The organism is Pontibacillus sp. HN14, assembly GCF_021129245.1.
Classification (GTDB): Bacteria; Bacillota; Bacilli; order Bacillales; family BH030062; genus Pontibacillus.
Genome location: NZ_JAJOLR010000004.1, coordinates 199,977 through 222,701 on the forward strand (window position 1 = coordinate 199,977; position 22,725 = coordinate 222,701).

General features: G+C 42.7%; 26 protein-coding genes. 17 read left to right on the forward strand and 9 right to left on the reverse strand.

Features of this window, described 5'->3' with window-relative positions; translation table 11 throughout:
• Positions 1-66 precede the first annotated feature (66 nt).
• Positions 67-1,539 (forward strand): methyl-accepting chemotaxis protein, encoded by a 1,473-nt coding sequence (locus LQ226_RS14390; RefSeq protein ID WP_231418651.1) that lies wholly within the window; start codon positions 67-69, stop codon positions 1,537-1,539.
• 37 nt (positions 1,540-1,576) lie between these two features.
• Here LQ226_RS14390 and LQ226_RS14395 read toward each other — a convergent pair whose 3' ends face one another.
• Positions 1,577-2,611 carry a M23 family metallopeptidase gene (locus LQ226_RS14395; protein WP_231418652.1) on the reverse strand — a complete coding sequence of 345 codons (1,035 nt, stop codon included), beginning with the start codon at positions 2,609-2,611 and terminating at the stop codon, positions 1,577-1,579.
• A 304-nt stretch (positions 2,612-2,915) separates the two neighbouring features.
• On the opposite strand from LQ226_RS14395, the gene LQ226_RS14400 reads away from it, so the two are divergent.
• The 4 genes from LQ226_RS14400 (at position 2,916) to LQ226_RS14415 (ending at position 5,524) form a co-directional block, all read left to right on the forward strand.
• Positions 2,916-3,491 carry a sigma-70 family RNA polymerase sigma factor gene (locus LQ226_RS14400; RefSeq protein ID WP_231418653.1) on the forward strand — a complete coding sequence of 192 codons (576 nt, stop codon included), beginning with the start codon at positions 2,916-2,918 and terminating at the stop codon, positions 3,489-3,491.
• A gap of 4 nt (positions 3,492-3,495) precedes the next feature.
• On the forward strand, positions 3,496-3,729 hold the full coding sequence (locus tag LQ226_RS14405) for a hypothetical protein (protein WP_231418654.1): 234 nt from the start codon (positions 3,496-3,498) through the stop codon (positions 3,727-3,729).
• 104 nt (positions 3,730-3,833) lie between these two features.
• The gene (locus tag LQ226_RS14410) at positions 3,834-3,995 is read left to right on the forward strand and encodes a YvrJ family protein (RefSeq protein WP_231418655.1); all 162 of its coding nucleotides are present in this window, start codon (positions 3,834-3,836) and stop codon (positions 3,993-3,995) included.
• Positions 3,996-4,645: 650 nt separating this feature from the next.
• Positions 4,646-5,524 carry a M15 family metallopeptidase gene (locus tag LQ226_RS14415; protein ID WP_231418656.1) on the forward strand — a complete coding sequence of 293 codons (879 nt, stop codon included), beginning with the start codon at positions 4,646-4,648 and terminating at the stop codon, positions 5,522-5,524.
• A 472-nt stretch (positions 5,525-5,996) separates the two neighbouring features.
• On the opposite strand, the gene LQ226_RS14420 is transcribed toward LQ226_RS14415, so the two are convergent.
• Positions 5,997-6,617 (reverse strand): NAD(P)-dependent oxidoreductase, encoded by a 621-nt coding sequence (locus LQ226_RS14420; RefSeq protein WP_231418657.1) that lies wholly within the window; start codon positions 6,615-6,617, stop codon positions 5,997-5,999.
• A gap of 119 nt (positions 6,618-6,736) precedes the next feature.
• On the opposite strand from LQ226_RS14420, the gene LQ226_RS14425 reads away from it, so the two are divergent.
• On the forward strand, positions 6,737-8,035 hold the full coding sequence (locus tag LQ226_RS14425; RefSeq protein ID WP_231418658.1) for an MFS transporter: 1,299 nt from the start codon (positions 6,737-6,739) through the stop codon (positions 8,033-8,035).
• 51 nt (positions 8,036-8,086) lie between these two features.
• Here the strand turns inward: LQ226_RS14425 and LQ226_RS14430 are convergent, their stop codons facing one another.
• Positions 8,087-9,004: a zinc dependent phospholipase C family protein gene (locus tag LQ226_RS14430; protein ID WP_231418659.1), complete on the reverse strand. Its 918-nt coding sequence runs from the start codon at positions 9,002-9,004 to the stop codon at positions 8,087-8,089.
• A 194-nt stretch (positions 9,005-9,198) separates the two neighbouring features.
• Between LQ226_RS14430 and fumC the strand changes: the two genes are divergently transcribed.
• Positions 9,199-10,587, forward strand: a complete 1,389-nt coding sequence (gene fumC / locus LQ226_RS14435; RefSeq protein ID WP_231418660.1) for a class II fumarate hydratase — start codon at positions 9,199-9,201, stop codon at positions 10,585-10,587.
• A 54-nt stretch (positions 10,588-10,641) separates the two neighbouring features.
• Here fumC and LQ226_RS14440 read toward each other — a convergent pair whose 3' ends face one another.
• Positions 10,642-10,836, reverse strand: coding sequence for an alpha/beta-type small acid-soluble spore protein (locus LQ226_RS14440; RefSeq protein WP_231418661.1), 195 nt, complete (start codon positions 10,834-10,836; stop codon positions 10,642-10,644).
• Positions 10,837-11,070: 234 nt separating this feature from the next.
• Between LQ226_RS14440 and LQ226_RS14445 the strand changes: the two genes are divergently transcribed.
• From LQ226_RS14445 to LQ226_RS14455, 3 genes are all read left to right on the forward strand, one after another.
• Entirely contained in the window at positions 11,071-11,274 is a 204-nt protein-coding gene (locus LQ226_RS14445; RefSeq protein WP_036786801.1) for an alpha/beta-type small acid-soluble spore protein, read from the forward strand.
• 311 nt (positions 11,275-11,585) lie between these two features.
• Entirely contained in the window at positions 11,586-11,837 is a 252-nt protein-coding gene (locus tag LQ226_RS14450; RefSeq protein ID WP_231418662.1) for a hypothetical protein, read from the forward strand.
• 150 nt (positions 11,838-11,987) lie between these two features.
• Entirely contained in the window at positions 11,988-12,224 is a 237-nt protein-coding gene (locus tag LQ226_RS14455) for a hypothetical protein (protein WP_231418663.1), read from the forward strand.
• Positions 12,225-12,269: 45 nt separating this feature from the next.
• Here LQ226_RS14455 and LQ226_RS14460 read toward each other — a convergent pair whose 3' ends face one another.
• Together LQ226_RS14460 and LQ226_RS14465 are read right to left on the reverse strand one after the other, a co-directional pair.
• A complete protein-coding gene (locus LQ226_RS14460; protein WP_231418664.1) occupies positions 12,270-13,367 on the reverse strand; it encodes an ABC transporter ATP-binding protein in 1,098 nt (365 codons plus the stop codon).
• A 123-nt stretch (positions 13,368-13,490) separates the two neighbouring features.
• The gene (locus tag LQ226_RS14465) at positions 13,491-14,390 is read right to left on the reverse strand and encodes a PucR family transcriptional regulator (RefSeq protein ID WP_231418665.1); all 900 of its coding nucleotides are present in this window, start codon (positions 14,388-14,390) and stop codon (positions 13,491-13,493) included.
• Positions 14,391-14,981: 591 nt separating this feature from the next.
• Between LQ226_RS14465 and LQ226_RS14470 the strand changes: the two genes are divergently transcribed.
• Complete coding sequence (locus LQ226_RS14470) at positions 14,982-15,272, forward strand: metal-sensitive transcriptional regulator (protein WP_231418666.1); 291 nt, start codon at positions 14,982-14,984, stop codon at positions 15,270-15,272.
• 45 nt (positions 15,273-15,317) lie between these two features.
• Here LQ226_RS14470 and LQ226_RS14475 read toward each other — a convergent pair whose 3' ends face one another.
• Positions 15,318-15,515, reverse strand: a complete 198-nt coding sequence (locus LQ226_RS14475; RefSeq protein WP_231418667.1) for a hypothetical protein — start codon at positions 15,513-15,515, stop codon at positions 15,318-15,320.
• A gap of 106 nt (positions 15,516-15,621) precedes the next feature.
• Here LQ226_RS14475 and LQ226_RS14480 point away from each other — a divergent pair, with 106 nt between their 5' ends.
• The gene (locus LQ226_RS14480) at positions 15,622-16,026 is read left to right on the forward strand and encodes a ferritin-like domain-containing protein (protein ID WP_231418668.1); all 405 of its coding nucleotides are present in this window, start codon (positions 15,622-15,624) and stop codon (positions 16,024-16,026) included.
• Positions 16,027-16,139: 113 nt separating this feature from the next.
• Here LQ226_RS14480 and LQ226_RS14485 read toward each other — a convergent pair whose 3' ends face one another.
• Positions 16,140-17,474 (reverse strand): YheC/YheD family endospore coat-associated protein, encoded by a 1,335-nt coding sequence (locus LQ226_RS14485; RefSeq protein WP_231418669.1) that lies wholly within the window; start codon positions 17,472-17,474, stop codon positions 16,140-16,142.
• 138 nt (positions 17,475-17,612) lie between these two features.
• Between LQ226_RS14485 and LQ226_RS14490 the strand changes: the two genes are divergently transcribed.
• From LQ226_RS14490 to LQ226_RS14500, 3 genes are all read left to right on the forward strand, one after another.
• On the forward strand, positions 17,613-18,749 hold the full coding sequence (locus LQ226_RS14490) for a DUF445 domain-containing protein (protein ID WP_231418670.1): 1,137 nt from the start codon (positions 17,613-17,615) through the stop codon (positions 18,747-18,749).
• Positions 18,750-18,834: 85 nt separating this feature from the next.
• Positions 18,835-19,194, forward strand: coding sequence for a YlbF/YmcA family competence regulator (locus tag LQ226_RS14495; protein ID WP_231418671.1), 360 nt, complete (start codon positions 18,835-18,837; stop codon positions 19,192-19,194).
• Positions 19,195-19,426: 232 nt separating this feature from the next.
• On the forward strand, positions 19,427-20,197 hold the full coding sequence (locus LQ226_RS14500) for an enoyl-CoA hydratase (protein ID WP_231418672.1): 771 nt from the start codon (positions 19,427-19,429) through the stop codon (positions 20,195-20,197).
• A 53-nt stretch (positions 20,198-20,250) separates the two neighbouring features.
• On the opposite strand, the gene LQ226_RS14505 is transcribed toward LQ226_RS14500, so the two are convergent.
• On the reverse strand, positions 20,251-20,436 hold the full coding sequence (locus LQ226_RS14505) for a YhzD family protein (RefSeq protein ID WP_231418673.1): 186 nt from the start codon (positions 20,434-20,436) through the stop codon (positions 20,251-20,253).
• Positions 20,437-20,562: 126 nt separating this feature from the next.
• Between LQ226_RS14505 and LQ226_RS14510 the strand changes: the two genes are divergently transcribed.
• Together LQ226_RS14510 and LQ226_RS14515 are read left to right on the forward strand one after the other, a co-directional pair.
• Positions 20,563-21,462, forward strand: a complete 900-nt coding sequence (locus tag LQ226_RS14510; RefSeq protein WP_231418674.1) for an ABC transporter ATP-binding protein — start codon at positions 20,563-20,565, stop codon at positions 21,460-21,462.
• Positions 21,455-22,711 carry an ABC transporter permease gene (locus LQ226_RS14515; protein ID WP_231418675.1) on the forward strand — a complete coding sequence of 419 codons (1,257 nt, stop codon included), beginning with the start codon at positions 21,455-21,457 and terminating at the stop codon, positions 22,709-22,711. The genes LQ226_RS14510 and LQ226_RS14515 overlap by 8 nt, the downstream gene beginning before the upstream one ends.
• Positions 22,712-22,725 lie beyond the last annotated feature (14 nt).

Sequence of the window (22,725 nt, forward strand, 5' to 3'; positions counted from 1 at the left end):
CAAAAAGTGAGAAAAAATGTAAAATGATAGATAGAGCTATACTTTTGAAAAGGAGGAAGATTAAGAATGGAGCAATCTCATATGAAAGATAAGGTTCAGAATAAGCAAAATAGCGTTCTAATAAGTGTTTTGCTTCTTTCTGTGATTCTTGGAGTAGGGGCTGAGTATATTGTACAAGCTCCGCAGATGAATATGATCACGATTGGTGGCGGTGGATTAGTAAGTGTACTCATAATGGGTTTGTTGCACTGGAAGAAACGTTTTATTTCTGTCATTCCATACATAGCAGTAGGGAGCCTTTCACTCATTGCCTTAATCGTTATGATTTCTTCAGGTTATGTAACCAATTTTCTCTTTGCTTTTTATGTGTTAGCCGTAGCAGCCATTTCTCTTTCTGTGCGAGTTCTTTCAGTCGGAGGAGCGCTTGGGTCACTATTGCTTGTCTATTTTGCGCTAGAGAAAGGAAAAGCACTTGGCTTTGACTCCCGTGCGATTACAATTGCTTTTGTGTTTTATGGTTTAATCTTTATTGTTTTAATGACACAAGTCCGCTTAACGAAACGTCTTCTCACCCAAACAGAACAATCTCTTGAGGATAGTGAAACGCTCGTAGCGAAACAGACAACACAAGTAGACCTCATTCATCAGACCGCTCAAACCGTTTACCAACACATGAAGGAAATCGGTGAGGCGAGTTTCGAAAGTAGCAACACCATGAATGAAATGAATGCTTCTTTTCATGAAATATCTTTAGCTTCTCATACACAAGCTTCATCTGTGACGGATATCACGGACGCTACAGATCAGGCAAACGGACTTCTTGAAACCATGATTCAAGCATTCGAAGAACTTGTCCAGGCTGGTCACAAGATGCATACAAATGCTTCGGACGGAATGGGATCTATCCAGCAACTAACCGACACAATGACCGAGGTTCAATCCTCTTTTCGAAAAATGAGCGCAAAGATGAAAGGGCTTACAGAAGGTATTGAAGAATCTACACGCTTTACACAACAAATTCAAAGAATTGCTGAACAAACGAATTTATTAGCTTTAAACGCTAGTATCGAAGCGGCACGTGCTGGTGAGGCAGGGAAGGGTTTTGCGGTTGTGGCCAATGAAGTTAGGAAACTCGCAGAAACATCAAATGCCACCGCCCAACAGATTAATGAAAACCTTCTTTCCATTCAAAAGGAGGCGTATGAGACAGAGTCTCTCGTTAAAAAGAATCAGGATCACCTGGAAGAGAGTATAGGTGTTACAGAAGAGACGGCGAGCACATTCCACGTGATCACAAGGGAGATTTCTCTATTTATTGAGCAATTAACAACTTTTGGGGAGCAAGCTGAAGATATCCGGCAATCTTCACAAGGTATTGATCAATCTGTACATGAACTGGCCTCAGTCATTCAGCAAACTGCTGCTACGATGCAGCAGTTACAATCGACAATTGGCACACAAGCTGATAAACAAGAGAAGCTAAAGAATTCGATTGCCTTCACAAAAAAAGCCGTAGAAGAACTGGAGCGGCAACACTAAAGAAGGAGAGACAAATCCATTGTCTCTCCTTCTTTCATCATTGAGCTTGATCGAGATGGAATGGGCTCGTTCCGAGATATTGATTGGGATTTGAGGGAACGTTGTGCACCCAGAATGTAAAGTGCATATGAGGCCCTGTCGAAAAACCAGTACTTCCAACATAGCCGATGATATCCCCTTTCTTAACGTGATCTCCGGCTTTCACGTTAAGTTTAGACATGTGAATATACTGGGAGAATAAATCCATGCCGTGGTCAATATAAACGGAATTCCCCGTTAAATGAAGGGAATCCGCAAGAGCGACGATCCCATCGTTTGTAGCTTTTACAGGGGTACCAGCTGGTGCTCCCCAGTCAATGGCTGTATGGCTGCCTGAAAATTCGCCGTTCACGTATCTGGTGTAACCAAACGGTGTTGTTACTTGCCCTTCAACAGGTTGGATGAACGAAGAGTTAGGAGGAAACAAGAACTCCTCTTCCGATTGACTTCTAGCTTTGTCAATCTTCTGTTGATCCTTCATGATTTGCTCTGTATTGTTTCGAATGTTCTCATTCTCTTCTGAAACCGTGATGTGCTGTGTCTCAAATGTTTTCTTTTGAATCGTTAAGGTACGATTCCCAATCGGATAGTTTCCTGGTTTCACACTCATAGGGATCGGCAAATATGTGTAAAACCCTGACCCGAAGGGCTTTAGTGTATAGGTGCGCCCTTGCCACTCTAAGGTCCCCTCGCTTTCACTTCTTACAAGAATCATATCTCCTCGAGACGCCACATTAGGGATTAAAGCCCACTTTTTGTTCATTGTCTCTTTTGCAATCGTTTCGTTTTCAAAATAAGAAGCTTCACGCTCCGTAGCCTTTCGTTCCAACAAAAATTGAACAACTTCGCTCTTTTTGGCCATAAGAATATCATTTAATTGAAGAGATTCAGAACGGGTTTCGTGCTGAGAGGTTTCTTTAGTAGGCTGAGCCTTAGCATGTATAATGACGCCCACGCCAGCTAACCCGCTTATCATAAATACACCGATCATAACGAGGATTAGTATCTTTTGTTTTAAATAGAGTTTGCTCAAATGAACCTTCCTCCTTTTGGTAAATTATGTTTTTACTATTATCTCAAACTATGAGTCAATGTAAACGTCATTTTGAGTTGTATATTCTGAAATAAGAAAAAATTAGGTCCTTCACCTCTTTATTCCAGTTGTGCCTGTGATGTAATATATAGTACAAATGAACGATTTAAGCAGGATCGGTTGTAATTCCCTTCTAAAAAGCTTCTTTATAAAGTAATAGATTAAGCAAAAATAGAGACGCTGTTCTCATTTTGCTTCTTTTTTTAAATAAAAACCGAACATATGTTCTTGTTTGGAGGGGGCAATGATGAGGAGTTTCGAAGAAAGGTTTTTTGAGAAGTTTCCAAATTTAAAGGGTAATCCCGCTGTTGAGACGTTTCTGCATAAACCTGAGCATCAGGAATTGATAGAAGACTATCTATCTTCGCCTACTCAAGAGAGAATGGATCATTTAGATAAAGCTTTTAAAGCCTATTACTTTGGGATACGTTTCACCTCTTACTTAAATACATCGCTCTATTTTCACAGTGTTAATTTTGATAAAAAGGTGAGGCAGTTCGCTGAAAGGAATAGGTTAACACTAGATCAGTCAGTGGGGGATGAAGAAGGGGAAACGTTTAAGGATCAGCTTTATGACCAGGGATCTCTTTATACCGAAACACCGCGCACCTTGGAGGAGTGTATAGAAGATGATGATTTGCTACGAGCCTATCTGAGGTTATCGGACAAGCAAAGGGGGGTGCTGGATATGACTTATGTACACCAGATGAAGGATAGCGAAATAGCTAACCATACACATACATCTCAACAGGCTGTATCTAAATTGCGGAAAAAGGCTCTTATGAAATTAAAAAATGCATTAACGAAACAGAAGGAGTGAGCTTATGGCAGTTTTATATGATTTGGTAAGAGAAGCCCAAAAAGGTTATGGCACAGAGGGAAAGATCGTTGAAACATTTGATCCCAAACTAAAATCTTCCTTGCGTCGAACCACAAGAGAGAATCGAGAAGATTTAGAACAAGAATTGAAACTACACATTCTTCATTATATAAGGAACTCTTCATTGGAGGATGTCCCTGGACTGGAAGAATTAAATAACCAGGGGAAGTGTGAATGATGGTAGGGAAGATCGTCTTTCCCCTGTACCTCAGTGGTAGATGGATCAGTAGAAAGAACGGCTAGCGAGGGCATAAAACTCAAGATAAGAAGGGAGACCGATTTATGGATTATTATACGTTCATGCAGGCTATGGGGAACTTTGGTTTTCCCATAGCTGTTACCATCTTTTTGTTAGTAAGACATGAGAAGAAATTAGAACACCTAGAAGAGGAGGTGAACCACCTGTCTAAACCGTACCCCAAAACAGATGAGGAGGAAAAATAGTTCGGAGCGGACAAGAAAAAACGAATACCACAAGTCTGGTATTCGCTAGAAGGGGCTAAACAACTTAGGGGACCCAACCATGTAAGAATCATCCTTGATCTTACTTTGTTGCTTCTGATGCCGTACTTGAAAGGATTCTTCTTCAAGATCCGTTTCCTCCGACAACCTGCATTCCATGTGTAAAACTGACGTCACACGTTTTACAGATGAGGAACGCTCAACTTTCTAGAGAGTGACACGAGGTTTAGGCTACCGGATAAGGAGTGGATGGTACATTTCCTTATGGGTCATCGTCTAAAAAGTAAGTCGCACACTCCAATTTCACTGAGGGCTTCATGGTTTAAAGGGCTACTGGTTATTCCTTTTTCACAGGAGGTGTGTTCCCTTTCCCATTCTTATTTCTTGTTCGCTTGGAAACGAACTCGCTATGGTTGAGCCACCTAAGTTGTTTATGTGTTTTTGTTTTTCTTTACACCTTTATTATATCACCATTCTGTAAGAAACAACGTGGGAGTTGTGTCGCTTTTGTTAACGTTTTCACAAATGATAGGACGTGTAATGGTAAGCATGAGGACGCTTTATATCTTTTGTCATCTTTTTCTAAAACGTGTTATATTGTAAAGTAGTTTGAAATAGAAAGGATATACATCATGAGGAGAATGCTTCTAATCGGGATGATTGGTGTGTTTGCGTTGACGGCTTGTCAATCGGAAACAAATGAATCCCAACCAGCAAAAGAGAATGCTTCAAAAAATACGACAATCACAGAAAAAGAAAAACCCGCTAAAGATGAATCGGCAGAGGAGCAAGATAAAGCCGATCAAGAACCTGAGGAAGACCAAACTGAACAAAATGATGGAGAGAAATCAGACTCTTCACCATCTGATGACAAAAATGGGGAAAAAGAAAAACCGTCCCAACAACCGTCTGATGATTCGACGGCAATGGTGGTGGAGGAGCCAACGAGTACAGAGGTCGTTGTCAATAAACAACGAAAGCTTCCGGATGGCTATACCCCTCCTAATCTAACCGTTCCTGAAGTGCCATTTTACTTTGATGAGTTCCATGAGAAAAAGCAAATGCGCGAAGTCGCTGCCCGTGCACTCGAAGAATTGTTTAAAGGAGCAGACCAAGCAGGCATTGACCTGGTAGCTGCTTCAGGTTACCGTTCTTACGATAGGCAAGACGCGATATTCGCAAGTAACGTCCAGCAACACGGGGAAGAACATGCCAGACAATTCTCTGCCGTTCCGGGCCATAGCGAGCACCAAACAGGACTTGCCATGGATGTAACGGTAGCCAAGTTATCCTTCCAATTAAGTCAGGATCTTGGAGATATGAAAGAAGGAGAATGGCTTGCTGAGAATGCACATAACTACGGGTTTGTTATTCGGTATCCGGAGGGGAAATCGGATATTACAGGCTATGAGTATGAACCATGGCACCTGCGATATGTTGGGAAAGACGTCGCTACAAAAGTCTATAACCAAAATGCTACGCTTGAAGAATATTATAACCTGGTCCCTTAACGCAAAAAGCAGGGAGCCCACGAAAGTGGGCTCCCTGCTTTTTTGAGAGAGGATGTTTCCGTTAGCTTTTATGTAGTGGAAGGTGGGCCTGGAAACCACTCGCTTTCCTGTGGGGAGCTGGTGAGTCTCCTCACCCGGCAAGCCGGCCTCCGGGGTCTCACCTAGGCTCTTCTGCCCATGGGAGTCTCGCAGTTTCCAGGCCCACCTTTGCCATATTAGGAGGAACGGAAACGTGCAATCACGGTAAAGACAGGCCCTACTAATCCCGCAGCCGTTAAACTTCATTATGGCAGGGCTTGCTCGGTGACTGCGAGACTCCCGCGGGGTGAGGAGCGTAGGGGAGACCCACAGAGAGCGAATGCGAACGAGGAGGCTTCCCAGCTCCCCGCAGGAAAGCGAGTTGTCCCCGAGCAAGCCCAAGCACTCATCAAACGCAGGCGGCGCTATCCACACTAAAGCATCTCCGCTGTGTTTAGTAGCAGATTCCTAACCGGGAATGGTGGAAGGTGTTGTTTTCTAATACCTCAAGGGCAAAGCGGGCGGTGTCTTGGGTTGATATTTTCTTGCCATCTTCAGGCAGGTAGTTGACCTCATATCGGATATTGCCTTCTTCTTCTCCATCAGGTAAATAAGTAGGGCAGATGACTGTCCAGTTTAACGTGGATGAGGCTAATTCAAGGTAGCTCTTAAGGTGTTCTTCTGCCGCGAATGTCTTGGTTCTTTTGGATTCAGAGGATTGAAAACGATACTTTCCCTCTTCATAACGACTGTTGAGAATCCCTGCCGTACCGATTGTTACAATACGGGTCGTGCCAGCTTCTTTCATTGCTTGTATGATCTTAGGCGTGCTTTCGGTTAGGGTAGTGGTTTTGTCCGTTCCAAGGCTTGAAAAGACCAGATCGCACCCTTCAATGGTTGCGGATATGTCACTTAGATTGGTTGCGTCACCTTTTATATGGGTGGCTTCAGGGATCTGTTCTTGAGCCTTTTCTTTGTTACGTACGAGTGCTTGTACGGTGTGGCCTTGTTCGATGGCCATTTGAATGAGTGCGGAGCCTACGCGTCCGGTCCCTCCGAATACTGCGATTTTCAAAATAATCACCTCAGGATGTATTAATTTTGTGTTAAAATTTAGAAAATAAAGCGTTTTCTTTAAAAGATTTCTGCTAAGCTTGTCTTAAACTATCCTATGACGAAAGCGTGGGGGCAAAGATGAATCGAAAACTCGTTCGAAGCTGGGCGCTCTATGACTGGGCTAATTCTGCATTTGCTACAACGATCATGGCGGCGGTTCTACCAATTTTTTATCAGCAGGTCGCTGCTTCAACTTTACCGGATCAGCAAGCAACAAGCTACTGGGGATATTCCCAATCGATTGCGGTTCTAATCGTAGCTATTCTGGCACCCATTTTAGGAGCGATTAGTGATTATTCTGCTGCCAAAAAGAAATTTTTACGCTTTTTCGCTTATATGGGGATGATTGCGAGTGTTTTGCTCGCGTTCGTAGATAGTGGTGAATATCTGTTTGCCTCTTTTCTTTTAATAATTGGAACGATTGGTTTTTCAGGTGCGAACGTCTTTTACGATGCTTTCTTGCCTGAAATTTCAAAAGGAACAGACATGGACCGGGTATCCTCTAGAGGATTTGCCTTTGGATATATTGGTGGAGGTCTGTTGTTAGCCATTAACTTACTGATGATTCAGAAGTATGAATGGTTTGGCTTCTCCTCTACAGAGATGGGAACAAAAATTTCTTTTGTAACGGTTGGAATTTGGTGGTTTGTCTTTTCCATTCCTCTATTCAAAAATGTGAAGGAAGAGAAAAGAGAGGGGCAGGTGGAACGGACCAAATCCTATGCCCGCATTGGTTTTTCCCGCGTTGCTCATACATTTCGCGAAATCAATCAATACAAACAACTACTGATCTTCTTACTTGCTTTTTGGCTCTATAACGATGGCATTTCTACGATAATTAAAATGGCTACGATTTACGGTAGTGAAATCGGAATCGGATCATCACACCTTATTGCCGCACTTCTCATTACACAGTTTGTGGGCATTCCTTGTACCTTTTTCTTTGGATGGTTAGCCACAAAAATTACTGCAAAGCGAGCTCTGACTGTCACGCTCGTTGTCTATATAGGAATCGTAATTCTTGGTTATTTTATGAGTTCTGCCGCCCATTTCTATGCGCTCGCGATTTGTGTTGGGGTCGTACAAGGAGGAGCACAATCACTCAGTCGATCGATTTTTGGTCGTTTAGTTCCTGATGACCGACACGCGGAATTCTTTGGTTTTTACGGAATTTCGGCTAAGTTCTCAGCTATTATCGGCCCTGCCTTGTTCGGATTTGTCGGGGCAATCACCGGATCAAGTAAGCTTGGGATCTTTAGCTTGGTTATTTTCTTTGTAGTCGGTTTGATTTTACTTCAGAAGGTGGATATTTCAAAAGGGATGGAAGAAGCTCGTCAGAATACGATTCAGAAGGATAAGGTAGATGTACATGTTTAATGAAGAAACGGGACGACCTTCTAAAGGGTTGTCCCGTTTTTACGTCGTGATTCAGACGATAGGATTGCTGTATTGATTGACGGCATTTTCGCTTACTGGTTTACCTGTGTCATAAGAAATGTTCTGAATAAGGGAAGAAATCTTTTCTAGACCTTCGTCGGTGGGTTCCTCCCAGTATAAGAGGATTTCAGAACAAATTTCTAACCCTTCACGCCGTGCTTCCTCGTATAAATCCAAGAAACTTTCACTACGCGGCTCATTTGTCGCAGAATGATACCAGGTTCGGTGTTCTGTGTTCAAGAAGTCCTTATTAGAAGCGATTGGCTGGTGTGAAAACGAAGACACTAGTTGACCCAGAAGGGCATTTTTCCATCCGTAGGGATCATACAAAACACGGAACGCGCGTTTCATATCTTGATACGCTGCATGGACAAAGTCAGCAGGAATGGAACTGACGACCTGGGGGAAGAAAAAACTGATCTTTTGGGTCAGAAAAGCTGTGAGTTCCACATCAAGAGCCGGACCGACATCAATCTCACGGTATACAGGCGTTTTCCATGTCTTCAAATGTCGAAAACGTTCCATCATAATGGTATCTATGATCACTTCGAGCTTCTGATGTTTATTCTTTTCATACCCTGCGAAATAATGGATGAAGGGGTGTGTGTTTCGGTCTAAAATATGATGAGTAACAAATCCAAGTACATAGGCTTTGGTCGATTGATTTAACTCAGACGCACCTGCAATAAGGTCGATAAGAAACGGACCGCATGCCTCATGATGAAGCACATTTCCAATTTTATTGATGGACTCGTCTTTTTTCCACGGCCAAAAATTATGATAAAAGAATGGGTCTGGGCCCTGTGCTCCTAAATTGACGTAATTGCCTGTTGTTTGAAACTCACCTTGAGCTTTTATTCCGTCCATAATATCTTCAGCAAACAAAATATGTGTCCATATATTCGGCAAAATACTCCCTCCTTTATACTTTGTTTCCATTATAAGGCATAGGTGGAGGTGTGTCTTATGGTTTCTGTGAACAAAGGAAGGAATTTTGATACGGGTGGAGAATGAATAAGGGATAGAGTATTTTTCTCTATAAGCAGGTTTTATTGATTAAGATCTGTGGTATAAACATGGAGTGTGAGAAAGGGAGGATCACGATGGATTATCGTATTGAAAAGGATACGTTAGGCGAAATTAAAGTACCATCTGATAAATATTGGGGTGCCCAAACACAGCGAAGCAAAGAAAACTTTCCGATTGGAAACGAAAGAATGCCAAAAGAGGTTATTCATGCGTTCGCGATTCTGAAGAAAAGTGCGGCTCAGGCGAACTACGAACTAGGGCTTCTTGAGAAAGAAAAAGCAGATGCGATTGCTCATGCAGCAGATCGCATAACAAATGAAGAGCTAGAAGAGCATTTCCCTCTTGTCGTATGGCAGACAGGAAGCGGAACGCAATCTAATATGAATGTAAATGAAGTGATGGCATACGTAGGGAACGAATGGCTACAAGAACACGGCCATGAAGCACGTCTTCACCCAAATGATGATGTGAATAAATCGCAAAGTTCAAACGATACATACCCAACAGCTATGCACGTTGCTTCTGTACTGAAAGTAAAAGAAGCTGTATTACCTGCGTTGGCAACATTAAAGAAAACGTTAAAAGAGAAAATGGAAGCTTATAACGAAATCGTGAAGATTGGTCGAACGCATCTGCAGGATGCCACACCATTAACGCTCGGCCAAGAGATTTCAGGATGGCACCGTATGCTTGAAAAGACCGAAAAGATGCTTGAGGATAGCCTGACTTACGTTCGCGAACTAGCAATTGGTGGAACGGCAGTTGGAACAGGTTTAAATGCTCACGTAGATTTCTCTGATAAAGTTTGTAAAGCCATTAGTGAATTCACTTCTGAGACGTTTGTTTCTGCACCAAATAAATTTCATGCGCTAACGAGTCATGATGAGCTCGTCCACACCCACGGAGCTTTGAAAGCGTTAGCAGCAGATATGATGAAGATCGCGAATGATGTTCGTTGGTTAGCAAGTGGTCCTCGTTGCGGAATTGGTGAGATTACTATTCCTGCTAATGAGCCAGGAAGCTCAATTATGCCAGGGAAAGTAAATCCGACTCAAAGTGAAGCCGTTACAATGGTCGCAACACAAGTTATGGGGAATGATGCAACGATTGGTATTGCTGCAAGCCAAGGAAACTTCGAGCTGAATGTCTTTAAACCGGTAATTGCATACAACTTCCTTCAATCATGTCAGCTTCTAGCGGACAGTATGGAATCATTTAATGAGCGTTGTGTAGAAGGTTTAGAACCAAACCAAGAGAAGATCAATCAATATTTGAAAGATTCTCTTATGCTCGTTACAGCGTTAAATCCACACATCGGCTATGAGAAAGCAGCTAAGATTGCAAAGCATGCTTTTGAGCATGATCAAACGCTAAAAGAAGCGGCTGTTGATACTGGAATTCTTACAGCAGAACAAGTAGACGAATACATTGATCCAAAAGCAATGACACAGCCTACCCAATAAACACACACAAAGGAGCCCTCGAGTTACTCGAGGGCTTTTTCCAATCGTATTAAATTATTTTCCACCGTACTGTTGCTCAGCCATTTGTACAAGACGTTTAGTGATTTCTCCGCCTACAGAACCGTTTTGACGAGCTGTAGAGTCTGGGCCTAAGTTTACGCCGAACTCTTGAGCAATCTCATACTTCATTTGGTCAAGTGCTTGTTGTACACCAGGTACTACAAGTTCGTTAGAGTTGTTGTTAGCCATGTGGATTCACCTCTTTATCATGTATTGGTGGGCTCCTCTGGGTTGTTTACCAGAGCCGAAAGCCCCTGCTTGAAAAGTTGAGGTTTGTGTTTCTGTGTAATCCTATTGTGTGAAAAATAATAGGACTTATGAGAGGTAATTATCTCCAACACTTTTAGTGAAAATTACCAAAGCATTCTGTTCATAGTTTTCCTTATAAGGGTCACAATAGTTATCACAGGAGGTGAAAACATCATGGCTTACAACAACTCAAATGAATTAGTAGTACCAGGTGTACAACAAGCTTTAGACCAAATGAAAACTGAAATTGCACAAGAATTTGGCGTTCAACTTGGTCCAGACTCCACTTCCCGTCAGAATGGATCAGTTGGAGGAGAGATCACTAAGCGCTTAGTTCAAATGGCTGAACAGCAGTATGGTGGTTCTCAACAACAATAACAACTTCATACTATGGCTTAAGAGGGATGGGAAACCATCCCTCTTTTTATGGTAATACAGCTCTGTAGCTGAGAAGGGACCGTTAACGTTGATAAGTGGTTGGGCTTGCTCGGGGACAGCTCGCTTTCCTGCTGGGAGCTGGGAAGCCTCCTCGTTCGCTATCGCTCTCTGTGGGGTCTCCCCTAGGCTCCTTTCCCAGCGGGGGTCTTCGCAGTCCCCGAGCAAGCCCCATCATTAAAGGGGGGGGGCGGTCCCATGGAATGTATCAGGGATGTCTATTGCTTTATTATTGAGATAAAGAAGGTGAAAAGATGTTCATTTGTCCAGCTTGTAATGGATTTGAGGTACTTGCTACTTCTTGTCCGGAGTGTGAAGGGGAGATGAGGGACCGGGGGAGATTGGTGGATTATTTGGATGAGTATAGTCCTTATTTAGAGGATGAGGGACTAAAGTTAGTAGATGGATTAAAGCATTCAACAGATGAGCATACTTGCCTTCATGTGCTTTACTGCTCTCAGTGCGAAACGACGAATGAGTTTGTGGTGCAGGAAGAGGAGCGGTAAATAGAGGTTAAAGGGGTGGGCTTTTGAAAAAGCTCACTTTTTTTGTGTGTAAAGAGTCAGGACGAGGCGAAAAAGTGTCCGGATGCCGTGCTGGAGAGTCAGGACCACGGTGTAAAGAGTCGGGACGAGGGGAGAAAGTGTCCGGACGCTGTGCTGAAGTGCCAGGACCATGATGGAAAGAGTCGGGACGAGGGGAAAAAGTGTCCGGATGCCGTGCTGGAGAGTCAGGACCATGATGGAAAGAGTCGGGACGAGGGGAAAAAGCGTCCGGATGCCGTGCTGGAGAGTCAGGACCACGGTGTAAAGAGTCGGGACATGGCGAGAAAGCGTCCGGATGCCGTGCTGAAGTGCCAGGAACACAGGAGTAAAAGTCGCTACAAAACTTAAAAAGGCTGCCTCAAATAAATGGGGCAGCCTTTCGTATTATATTGTTTATCGAATGCGATTTTCAGTCTCTTTGTCAAAGAAGTGAGCTTTGTTCATGTCTAGGGCAAGGTCAATTTTTTGACCTCCGTTAATATCAGAACGGGAGTCGACGCGGGCGATGAATTCCTGACCTTTTACGGAAGAATATAAGTAGGATTCAGAACCCATTAGCTCAGCTACATCGATCGTTGCATTGATCTTTGTATCTTGGCTCGATTCGATGAATACAGGCTCGTCATGGATATCTTCAGGGCGGATTCCAAGGATCAGTTCTTGGTCGATATAACCACGTTCGCGAAGAATTTTCATCTTTCCTTCAGGGACTTTGATGCGGTAGTCATCAATGTAGAAGTCGCCATCTTTTAGCGTGCCGTGTAAGAAGTTCATGGCCGGTGAACCGATGAATCCTCCTACGAATACGTTTTCTGGCTCATCGTAAACATCTTTTGGACGGCCGACTTGCTGGATGAATCCGTCTTTCATAACGACAAGGCGTGTTGCCATTGTCATCGCCTCTGTTTGGTCGTGTGTAACGTAAATCGTAGTCGTTTGAAGGCGTTGGTGAAGCTTTTGAATTTCTGCGCGCATTTGAACACGTAGTTTTGCATCAAGGTTTGATAAAGGTTCATCCATTAAGAATACCTTAGCATCACGTACGATCGCACGGCCTAGGGCTACACGCTGACGTTGTCCACCTGAAAGGGCTTTTGGTTTACGATCTAAGTATCCTTCAAGGCCTAGAATTTTAGCTGCATCCTGCACACGGCGATCGATTTCATCTTTCTTGAACTTACGAAGTTTTAAGCCGAAAGCCATGTTATCATATACGTTCATATGTGGGTAAAGAGCATAGTTCTGGAACACCATTGCAATATCACGATCTTTTGGTGCTACATCGTTCATGCGCTTATCATCAATCATAAAGTCTCCGCCAGAAATTTCTTCAAGTCCTGCAATCATACGAAGTGTTGTTGATTTACCACAACCGGAAGGACCTACAAATACGATAAATTCTTTATCTTTAATATCGAGATTGAAATTGTCTACTGCTGTTACTTTATTATCATAAACTTTTTGGATGCCATCTAATTTTAACTCAGCCATTGTTCTTCCCCCTATTTATGAAAGCGTTTTATTAACTGACTTAAGTGTAGATAATTTTTAGAAAATGGTAAATGGAAGAAGTGCACAAAGATCGTATAGGTGTTTGTGCACTTTACCTAAAAGCTAGTCCTTATGATGAAGATTCATAATGGCCAAATAGGTGATGAGTGCGCCTTGAAACTGCTTTACATCTATCCCTGTCTTCTCAATAAACTTGTCCACCCGATATTGCAGGCTGTTTCGGTGCATATATAATTTTTTAGCGGCTAAAGTGGTGTTTGAATTTGATTCAAGGAAGATTTGAATTGTATGTAATAGATCGGGTTCGTCGATGACTGGGTGAAGCAATGTATACGTTATGTTTTCGGCATCTTGCTGGCTCAGGCCATCTAAGTACAAATAGGTAATCGCATCCTGATAGGTTGTAACGGGCTTTGGATGGTAGCGAAGCATCTTATGAAATAGAGTCGTTCCCCATGTGTGAGCATGTTGAATATCGTTCTTTGATTCGTAGTAAGGGGTAATGTAAAGCGTGAGTTTAGTATAAAAGTCGCTCATCAATACATCAATCATTTGCTCATATTCGATTGGTTCTCTTGCGTGTTCAAATTGCTCCTCCACAATAATGCCCTCATGCTGATGATTCCAGATGATTGGCATTGGATACGGGAAGAGACCTTGAATGGCTTCGTGAAATACTTCGGGCTCAATGTCTTGGTTGGCTAATGAAAAGAAGACCAAGCGAAAGGAATGGGGAAATGGTGTGTGCTCATTTGGCACTTCTTCATTTTGCATCCATCTTTGCCAGAGCTGTTCTCTAGTCGTCCGTGTTGGCTGTTGCTCAATAAAAGGGGTAAGAAACGTATTTAATAACTCCTGTTCATTCTTAGTGATCGTGTTCTTAGGGATACCGATCATCTCATCTTCAGGAGTCTTAAACCAGTGGTACCGATTCCAATCATCATTCATGTGTGTCGTTAACGTAATAGCTTGTGGAAAGATGGCTTGGATCTGTTCGAACATTAGAATCCCTCTTTCTTCTATTATAGTTTTTTACCATTGGCTCTGTTATAGTTTAGTGTTGCTATTTATAGGCTTGTTCAATACCTGAAGCTGTGACATTCAGGTATAGATTGGCCGTCTTCGTTCGCTGGTGCTTGGGGTGTCTTGGGATCGGCTCGCTTTCCGCGGGCGAGCTGTCGAGCCTCCTCCCTCACTTCGTTCAGTCCGGGGTCTCGTCGACCTCTTTCTCCCGCAGGAGTCTCCCCGTTCCCCAGACACCCCTTATCTAATTATGATGAGACGGCGCGAGACCCTCCAGAGAGCGCAAGCGAACGAGGAGGCTTTTAAGGGAACCACCTTACGCTCAGACTAACGCTAACGGAAACATTCTCACTTTCAGGTGCTCCATATTAGGGACTTATATGTCACGTGTTAAAAATCAACAACCAACTTTAACAAGGTCTTTTACTGTTATTAACCCTATTATACCAATAGGATTAATAAGTAGACAGGCTATCGCTTTTTTTCCAAGCGATGGTATTGTATAATATACTTATAAGGGTACTAAACAAATTGGCTTATTTATAGATAAAAATTCGGAAGGGGGAAGAAATGATGGCAAATCAAGAAGTCCAAGACATGAACCAATATACGCAAGATATGAAAAATCGCTTAAAACGTATTGAAGGACAAGTTCGTGGTGTTCTTAAGATGATGGAAGAAGATAAAGAGTGTAAAGACGTAATCACACAATTATCTGCTGCACGTTCCGCAATCGACCGTTCGATTGGCTATATTGTAGCAAAGAACTTAGAGACGTGCCTGCGAGAGTCTCAGGAAAATGGGGAGCCGGCTGACGAACTGATTCAAGAAGCCGTGCAGATGATTGTAAAAAGTCGTTAAACAAAAGATGAGAGAAAGGCGATCCGAGAGAGGATCGCCTTTTTTTTATTTGTGCTTTTGATGTTCTGTTTCATGAGGATAGGCTTCATGTTGCTTTGGTAATTCGCGTGCTTCCTCGATCTGAGCGCGATTGTATCTTGAATTAACCGTACCACCAGCCATACCTTCATTAATCATCCGATCCACATCAACTTCATAATGTTCACGGCTGTCTCGTTCGCGTTCGTTTTTTGGGTCTGCCACTTAAGATCATCTCCTTTCAGAATTAGTTTTCCGATGTTAGAGATGCGCTATGCATAGCCCTTTTCTTCTGTCATACATTTAGTAGTAGAAGGAGAGGTGGAATACCGTGACACAATCTGCTTTTTTGAACAATTTAGAGGCTGCCATTGAAGCGGAGTGGACAGCTAATGATTTCTATAAACGATTAATGGAAGATACCCCTAACCCCTTATTTAAGGAGTTTATCGAGCATGCAGCAGAGGATGAAGAAAAACACTATCACAGCTTTCAGAAGCTGTATTATCAACTAACAGGTCACTATTATGAACATCCGATGAAGCGAAGAGATTATGAATCCTTTGAAGACGGAGTAGTAGAAGCACTGAAGGATGAACTAGAAGCAAGTGATTTATATAGAGATATGATTCTTCGTATACCCGTGCAATATGCCTATGAACCTCTATTCATAGCTATGACTGATGAAATGGAACATGCTACTCGATTTTCCACCATTTATGGACGACTCCGATAACTTTACTCCTTTAAAGCGATAACGGGTGTCTGACACACTGCATTCATTTAAAGCATCGACGCGTGTCTGGCACGCATCGATGCTTTAGTGTGTGAAAGGGTGTCTGGCACGGGTTATGGTTGGCGTTGGTGGTATAGGTATTTGGCGTATCGGTATGGGTAGGATAGGATGACGTTTTGTTCTCGCTGAAAGGTTGGGTGGTCGTATAGGACATATCCGGGCTTTGAGTTGGCTTCAAACATCCATACCTGACCTTCTTGATCGATGCCGAAGTCAAAGCCGATTTCGCCAAGAGGGCCTTTTAGCGTACGATCGAGTACTTGGCTTATCTCTAAAGCGGAGCGTTCGAGTTGGGTATAGACCCGTTGACTCTCCCGGTCGTCAAACAATTCATCTAACGTATGAAGGGAGCCGCCTCGTCTTACATGAGTGGTAAGGCTGCCTTTTCCAGCGAACTTTGTGCATATAGCTGTTACGACCCATTCGTTTTTTTCATTTTTGTTCGTGTGGACCCTGTAATCCATAGGGGTAGAGCGTTTCGTTTTAAGGTCAATTTCTGGCTGTACAATATATCCATATAACCCATTTGGAAACTGTTGCTTGAGCATGTTTTGACCGTCCTGGTAACGTTGGTGGACAAGCTTTTCCCCTTCGTAGTACTGACATTCGATTTCACCGGTTTCTTCGCGTAAACGACACCGCTTAATGCCTGTACCCTTACTGCCATGTATCGGTTTAATATATAGCTTCTTCTCATGTTGGAGCATTTCAAGAACACGCTCAGGCGATGGGTGCAGAGTTGTGGATGGGAGGAAATGGGAAACTTGGTACGTCCGCTTTAGTTTGTCATAGATTCTCCATTTGTTAAAAAATCCAGAATTAAACCAGATGGTCTTTTGCTGTAGTTTTTTTCTTGTCTGAATAACGAGAGGATGGTGCTCAATTTTACGATTCGGAATGCGGTCATAGATGACGTAAGGAATAGGATAGGTCTGGCGCTCCCAAGCACCATTATGAAAGACATAACCATCAATGGTTTCGTTCTCTGTGTTAACGTGTTGGTAGCCAAATACGATGGTTTCAAAACCATAGGATTGTCCAGTTAGAGCCATCGCTTCAAAGATGGATGTCCGGTCTCCGATGGGGGACGTCGCATTGTCGGTAAAGCCTGCTGTAAAAATACCAAGAAGAGGCTGAAGTAGTAGGCGCTCCTCATCTACGGAACAAGACACGGTTGTAAGGTTTGGTAACTTCAGTTCTGTATGCAATTGAGATGAAAGATAAAGCGTATCTTCATCTTTCTGGTGGGTCATGACTTCAATCTCTTTTGATTCCACTCCGCACCAGATGGTTTTGACGTGATGAAAGGCAGGGTACACTTCTTTAGGTACAATAATCCTCATTTTTTGACTTGTGTACGTTTTAACATAAAAATGATATGATTCCATGTTCTCTGGCCTCCTAGCTCCCCGTTTCTAATTCATTTTATGAGCGAAGAAAACATTTCATGCGAAGGCTTTTCTTACCTTTTTGATTTGGGTATACTATACTTTTAGTGAATAGATGGAAGAAGAAAGGTAGATCTCATGAATACATTTATAATGATCCTAATGATGATCGCAATAGGAGCCTTAATTGGTGGGATGACGAACTCCCTTGCGATCCGTATGCTATTTCGTCCTTTTAAACCGAAATATTTCCTGAACAAACGTATTCCGTTTACACCTGGTTTGATTCCTAAACGTCATGATGAACTGGCTGAACAACTGGGAAAAATGGTAACTGATCACTTGTTAACACCTGAGGGTATTCAAAGAAAGCTAGCTGATGAATCCTTTCAGCAACAAGTTGTGGATTATGCCCAGAAAGAAGCGTCGACTTTTCTTTCTAGTGAACGTTCCTTGCAACAAGTGATGGATGATTTTCAGATCCCGGTCAGTCAGCAAGTCATTGAAAGTAAGCTAAAAGGTTTTACTGAAGATAAGGTAGCGGCTTATATGAAGGATCGAAGAGAGAAATCAGTTCGAGAATTAATTGGGGACCAAGCCTTTTATAAAGGGAAAGCCCAAGTCGGTAAGGCCAGTGAATACATCTTAAATCAAATCGATTCTTTCATTTCAAGTGAAGAAGGAAAAGCAAAGATCGGTGTAATTATTGAAGATTATCTTGAAGGACAAGGCTTCCTTGGCAATATGATTTCATCCTTTATGGGGAACCAGGGGCTTGCCGATAAAGTGCAGCCTGCTGTTTCTGATTTCTTAAACTCTGAGGATGCTCATTATTGGTTGAAAGAAGTGCTTCATACGGAATGGGATAAGTGGATGGAAAGGCCATTTTCTGTCTATGAAGAGAAACTTGGATTAGATGGCATTCCTGAAAAAGTGAGTGAAGAAATCGTCAAAGCCATTCCTACAAACGTATGGCTTGAGCGTTCGATTCGTGAGCACACAGAAAATGTCCAACCATACATCATTCAAACCCTCGTGCCCCAACTCGTTCACAAAGTGGGAGATGCGCTTTCAACGAGACTTCCTTCTATTATGGAAACCCTTCACTTATCAGAAGTGGTTCGTAAAGAAGTAGAGTCTTTCCCTGTGGAGCGTTTAGAGGAAATTGTATTAGGCATATCAAAACGAGAATTTAAAATGATTACCTATTTAGGGGCGCTACTTGGAGGGCTGATTGGCCTTATTCAGGCGGGAATTATTCTTTTAATAGGATGATTAATGGGAATTCCTATACACAGCTAGTCTCGTTTGTTATAGTGGTAAGGAATGAAAAAGAAAAACACTTGTAGGAGGCATATACATGGCTAATATCTATGATCACGCTTATGAGCTAGAAACAGCTCTACGCAACAGTGAAGAATTCACACAATTACAAGAAGCATACAACGCAGTAATGTCTGACGAAGCAGCGAAGCAAATGTTCGATAACTTCCGTAACACTCAGATTGAACTTCAGCAGAAACAAATGCAAGGTCAAGAAATCTCTGAGGAAGAAGTTGAACAAGCTCGTAAAGTAGTTGAGACAGTTCAACAGCACCCTCAAATTTCTAAACTTATGGAACAAGAACAACGCTTAAACCAAGTGATTAACGATGTTAGTCGCATCATCACGAAGCCTCTTGAAGACCTTTACGGTGCTGGAGAAGGCGAACAACAATAAGACTTTAAAACCCGCTAGCCTATTAGGTTAGCGGGTTTTTTTATGTTTTAAAGTTGTAGTGTGACGTAAAACATGCAAGCGAGTTGTTACAAGGCGCGTGTAAAGACATATCAACGAACCCTTTTAACTTAATTATCTCCCCCAAAAAAGCAGGATTTTTTAGGAAGTTCCTCGAATGTTGTTGGTACGATTGTAGCGGAATTTGACTTTATTAAACGAATGGGGGAGTTTTATGAGTTATTATACGATAGACCGATCGAATGGCATTACGCATCTGCAATTGAATCGACCAGATAAAATGAATGCGTTAAATCAGGACAGTCTTAGGGAACTAAAGCATCACTTGCAAACCATTGAAGACAATCAGGACCTGATTGTGATCCTTTCTGGAGCGGGGAAGGGGTTTTGTGCTGGTGGAGATTTAGCGATGATGCAGGGAACGCGGGATAAACAGGCTTATGAAGAAGTGATGGATGATATCGAAGAAATTATGATGCGCTTATTCCTTATGAAGAAATTAGTGATCTCTGCTGTTCATGGCCCTGCTGTAGGTTTAGGGCTTAGCCTTGCGCTAGCTTGTGATTATGTAGTGGCTCATAAAGAAGCAAGCCTATCTATGAATTTTATTGGGGTAGGCCTGTTGCCTGATGGGGGCGGTCATTTTTGGCTTCAGGAACGACTAGGCACTCAGCGGGCTAAGTTGTTTGCCTGGGACGGGAAAGCTTTGTCCGGAGAAGAAGCTCTTACAGAAGGTCTTGTCGATGAAGTGTGCGAAACGGAAGTAGAAGAACGTGCAGAGAACCTGGCCGCTTACTGGAGCCGCAGGCCTTTACAAGCTATGATTCGTTCGAAGCGCGTGTATCACGGGCAGTCTGTCCAACGATTGAAGCATTTAATGGACCAGGAGCGCCTTCATCAATTTGAACTTCGTCACACAGAAGACCATAAAGAAGCGGTAGCCGCTTTTATGGAAAAGCGTTCACCTGTGTTTAAAGGAGAATAAGGAAAGAAAGCGCCTGTCTGGAATGATTGAAATCCAGGCAGGCGCATTTTAGTTTAGCGATGGAATAACACCATACGGCCATCAGGGGACACGCAGCGGTGAGTGTGTTCGTCGTACCCGTTATCTGCGAGTAGATTCTGGCCAATTTTCTTAGCATCTTGGTCGTCTTGAGCTTCAAAGGACTCTTCTAATAATTGAGTTCCGTCTGGAGCAAAGACTGTTAAAATATAAGCTTCCATAATCAATTCCTCCTCTTTCTCTTCTTCTTACATATTCGAAAGTAGTAGCTGTTTCTCCTCCTTCATAAAAAATGAAACTTCTGATCTGATGACACGTATTTATAAATGAGAAGGGGGAGAAGTTGTATGACGTTAACATTAAATGAAGTAACAAAGCGCTTTGGGTCTCACACAGCGGTCGATCATTTGTCATTAACCATACCGGAAAGTCAGATCTTTGGTTTTTTAGGTGCAAATGGAGCGGGCAAAACGACAACATTCCGAATGATCCTGGGTTTATTAGATGCAAGCCAAGGGTCAATCGAATGGAACGGGGAAGCGATTGACTATAGCAAAAGCCACCTCATAGGGTATTTACCCGAAGAACGAGGGTTATATCCAAAATTAACCGTTAAAGATCAACTCATTTACTTAGGGAAATTAAGAGGTATGACCAAGCAGGAAGTCATACGAGAGTTAGATGAGTGGTTGGAACGTTTTCATGTGCCAGAATACAAGAACAAAAAGATAGAGGAATTATCAAAAGGAAATCAGCAAAAGATTCAATTTATCTCAGCCGTTATTCATAAGCCAAAACTGCTCATATTGGATGAACCATTTTCTGGGCTTGACCCGGTTAATGTGGAACAGTTGAAACAAGCGGTAGTGAACTTGAAAGAAAGCGGGACCTCGATTGTATTTTCCTCGCACCGTATGGAGCATGTGGAAGAACTTTGTGAGCACTTATGTATTCTACATAAGGGGAAGCCCGTTGTTCACGGTGGATTAAAAGAGATAAAACGGTCATTTGGAAAGAAGAACGTTGTGGTACATGCGGACTTTGATGTATCGTACCTTCGAGACCTATCAGGCGTAGTGTCCTACAGAGCTGTAGGAGAGGGATGTGAACTTCAAGTTGAAGATGAAGAAGCTGCCGGACGAGTGTTTCGTGCCCTTCAAGATCGAGGGTTTGTCCGCACCTTTGACCTTGAAGAACCATCGTTAAACGATATCTTTATAGAGAAAGTGGGGGATTCGTATGAATAAGTTTTGGATCGTTCTCGGTCATACGTATCTTAGCCGGCTGAAATCGAAGACGTTTCTCATTACGACAGGTATTATCCTATTATTAATTTTCGCTTTAACGAACTTCCAAAATGTAATGGATTCGTTTGATGATGGTGAAAGTAAAGCGCCAAAGATTGCCGTGGTGGATGAGGAAGGGTCTTTCTTTAAAGATTTAGAAGAACAAGTCAATGCCCAGCAAGCTGAACTCGAACTTGAATCCTTCCAGGGAGAAGCGGAAGAAGCGAAGCAAGCGGTTCAGGATGGAGAGTATCAAGGGGTGTTAATGCTTCAAACTAGTGAAGGGATCCCGACAGGTACGTACTATACCGAGCAAATCGCTGAGAGCTCCATTAGTGGGCGTCTTCAACAAGCTCTTCAGCAAGTGAAGGTGTCTGTTGCGACTGAACAAGCGGGGATCGACCAACAAACCGTGAATGGAATTTTTGCCCCTGTTTCCTTTGAGAAGGTCGCCCTCGATAAGAAAGCTAAGACACAAGAAGAGCTAAGCGAGGCGCGAGGTTTGGTATATGTCATGCTGTTCCTTCTTTATATTGGAGTCATTATGTATGGAAATATGATTGCGCAAGAAGTGGCTCAGGAAAAGTCATCTCGAGTGATGGAGATTTTAATTTCGAGTGTCTCCCCTGTGACGCAAATGTTTGGAAAAATTATAGGGATTGCGCTGTTAGGAATTACCCAATTCGGTTTGATTCTACTCGTAGGGGTTCAGTCGGTCTCTAGGAATATGGATCAACTAGAAGGTGGCATTTTTACCTATTTCGGATTAGGTGATGCGAATGCGACCACACTCGTTTATGCTGTAATCTTTTTCTTATTAGGATACTTGTTATATGCGACGCTTGCGGCGATGCTTGGGTCTCTTGTCAGTCGTACAGAGGATGCGCAACAAGTCGTTACTCCAATGATCTTACTGATCGTAGCGGCATTTATGATCGCTATGTATGGTTTGAACGCTCCTGAGACCACACTTGTTACAGTAACTTCATTTATTCCGTTCTTTGCGCCGATGTTAATGTTTCTGCGGGTAGGGATGCTTGACGTGCCTCTTTGGGAAGTAGGGGTCTCGATTGGACTGCTTATTGGGACCATTCTTCTTCTTGCTGTTATTGGAGGAAGAATTTATCGAGGCGGCGTGTTGATGTATGGAAAAGGGAATGTAGTAAAAAGTTTCAAACGTGCCTTTCAATTATCTAAAAAAGAATCATAATCAGAACACAGCCT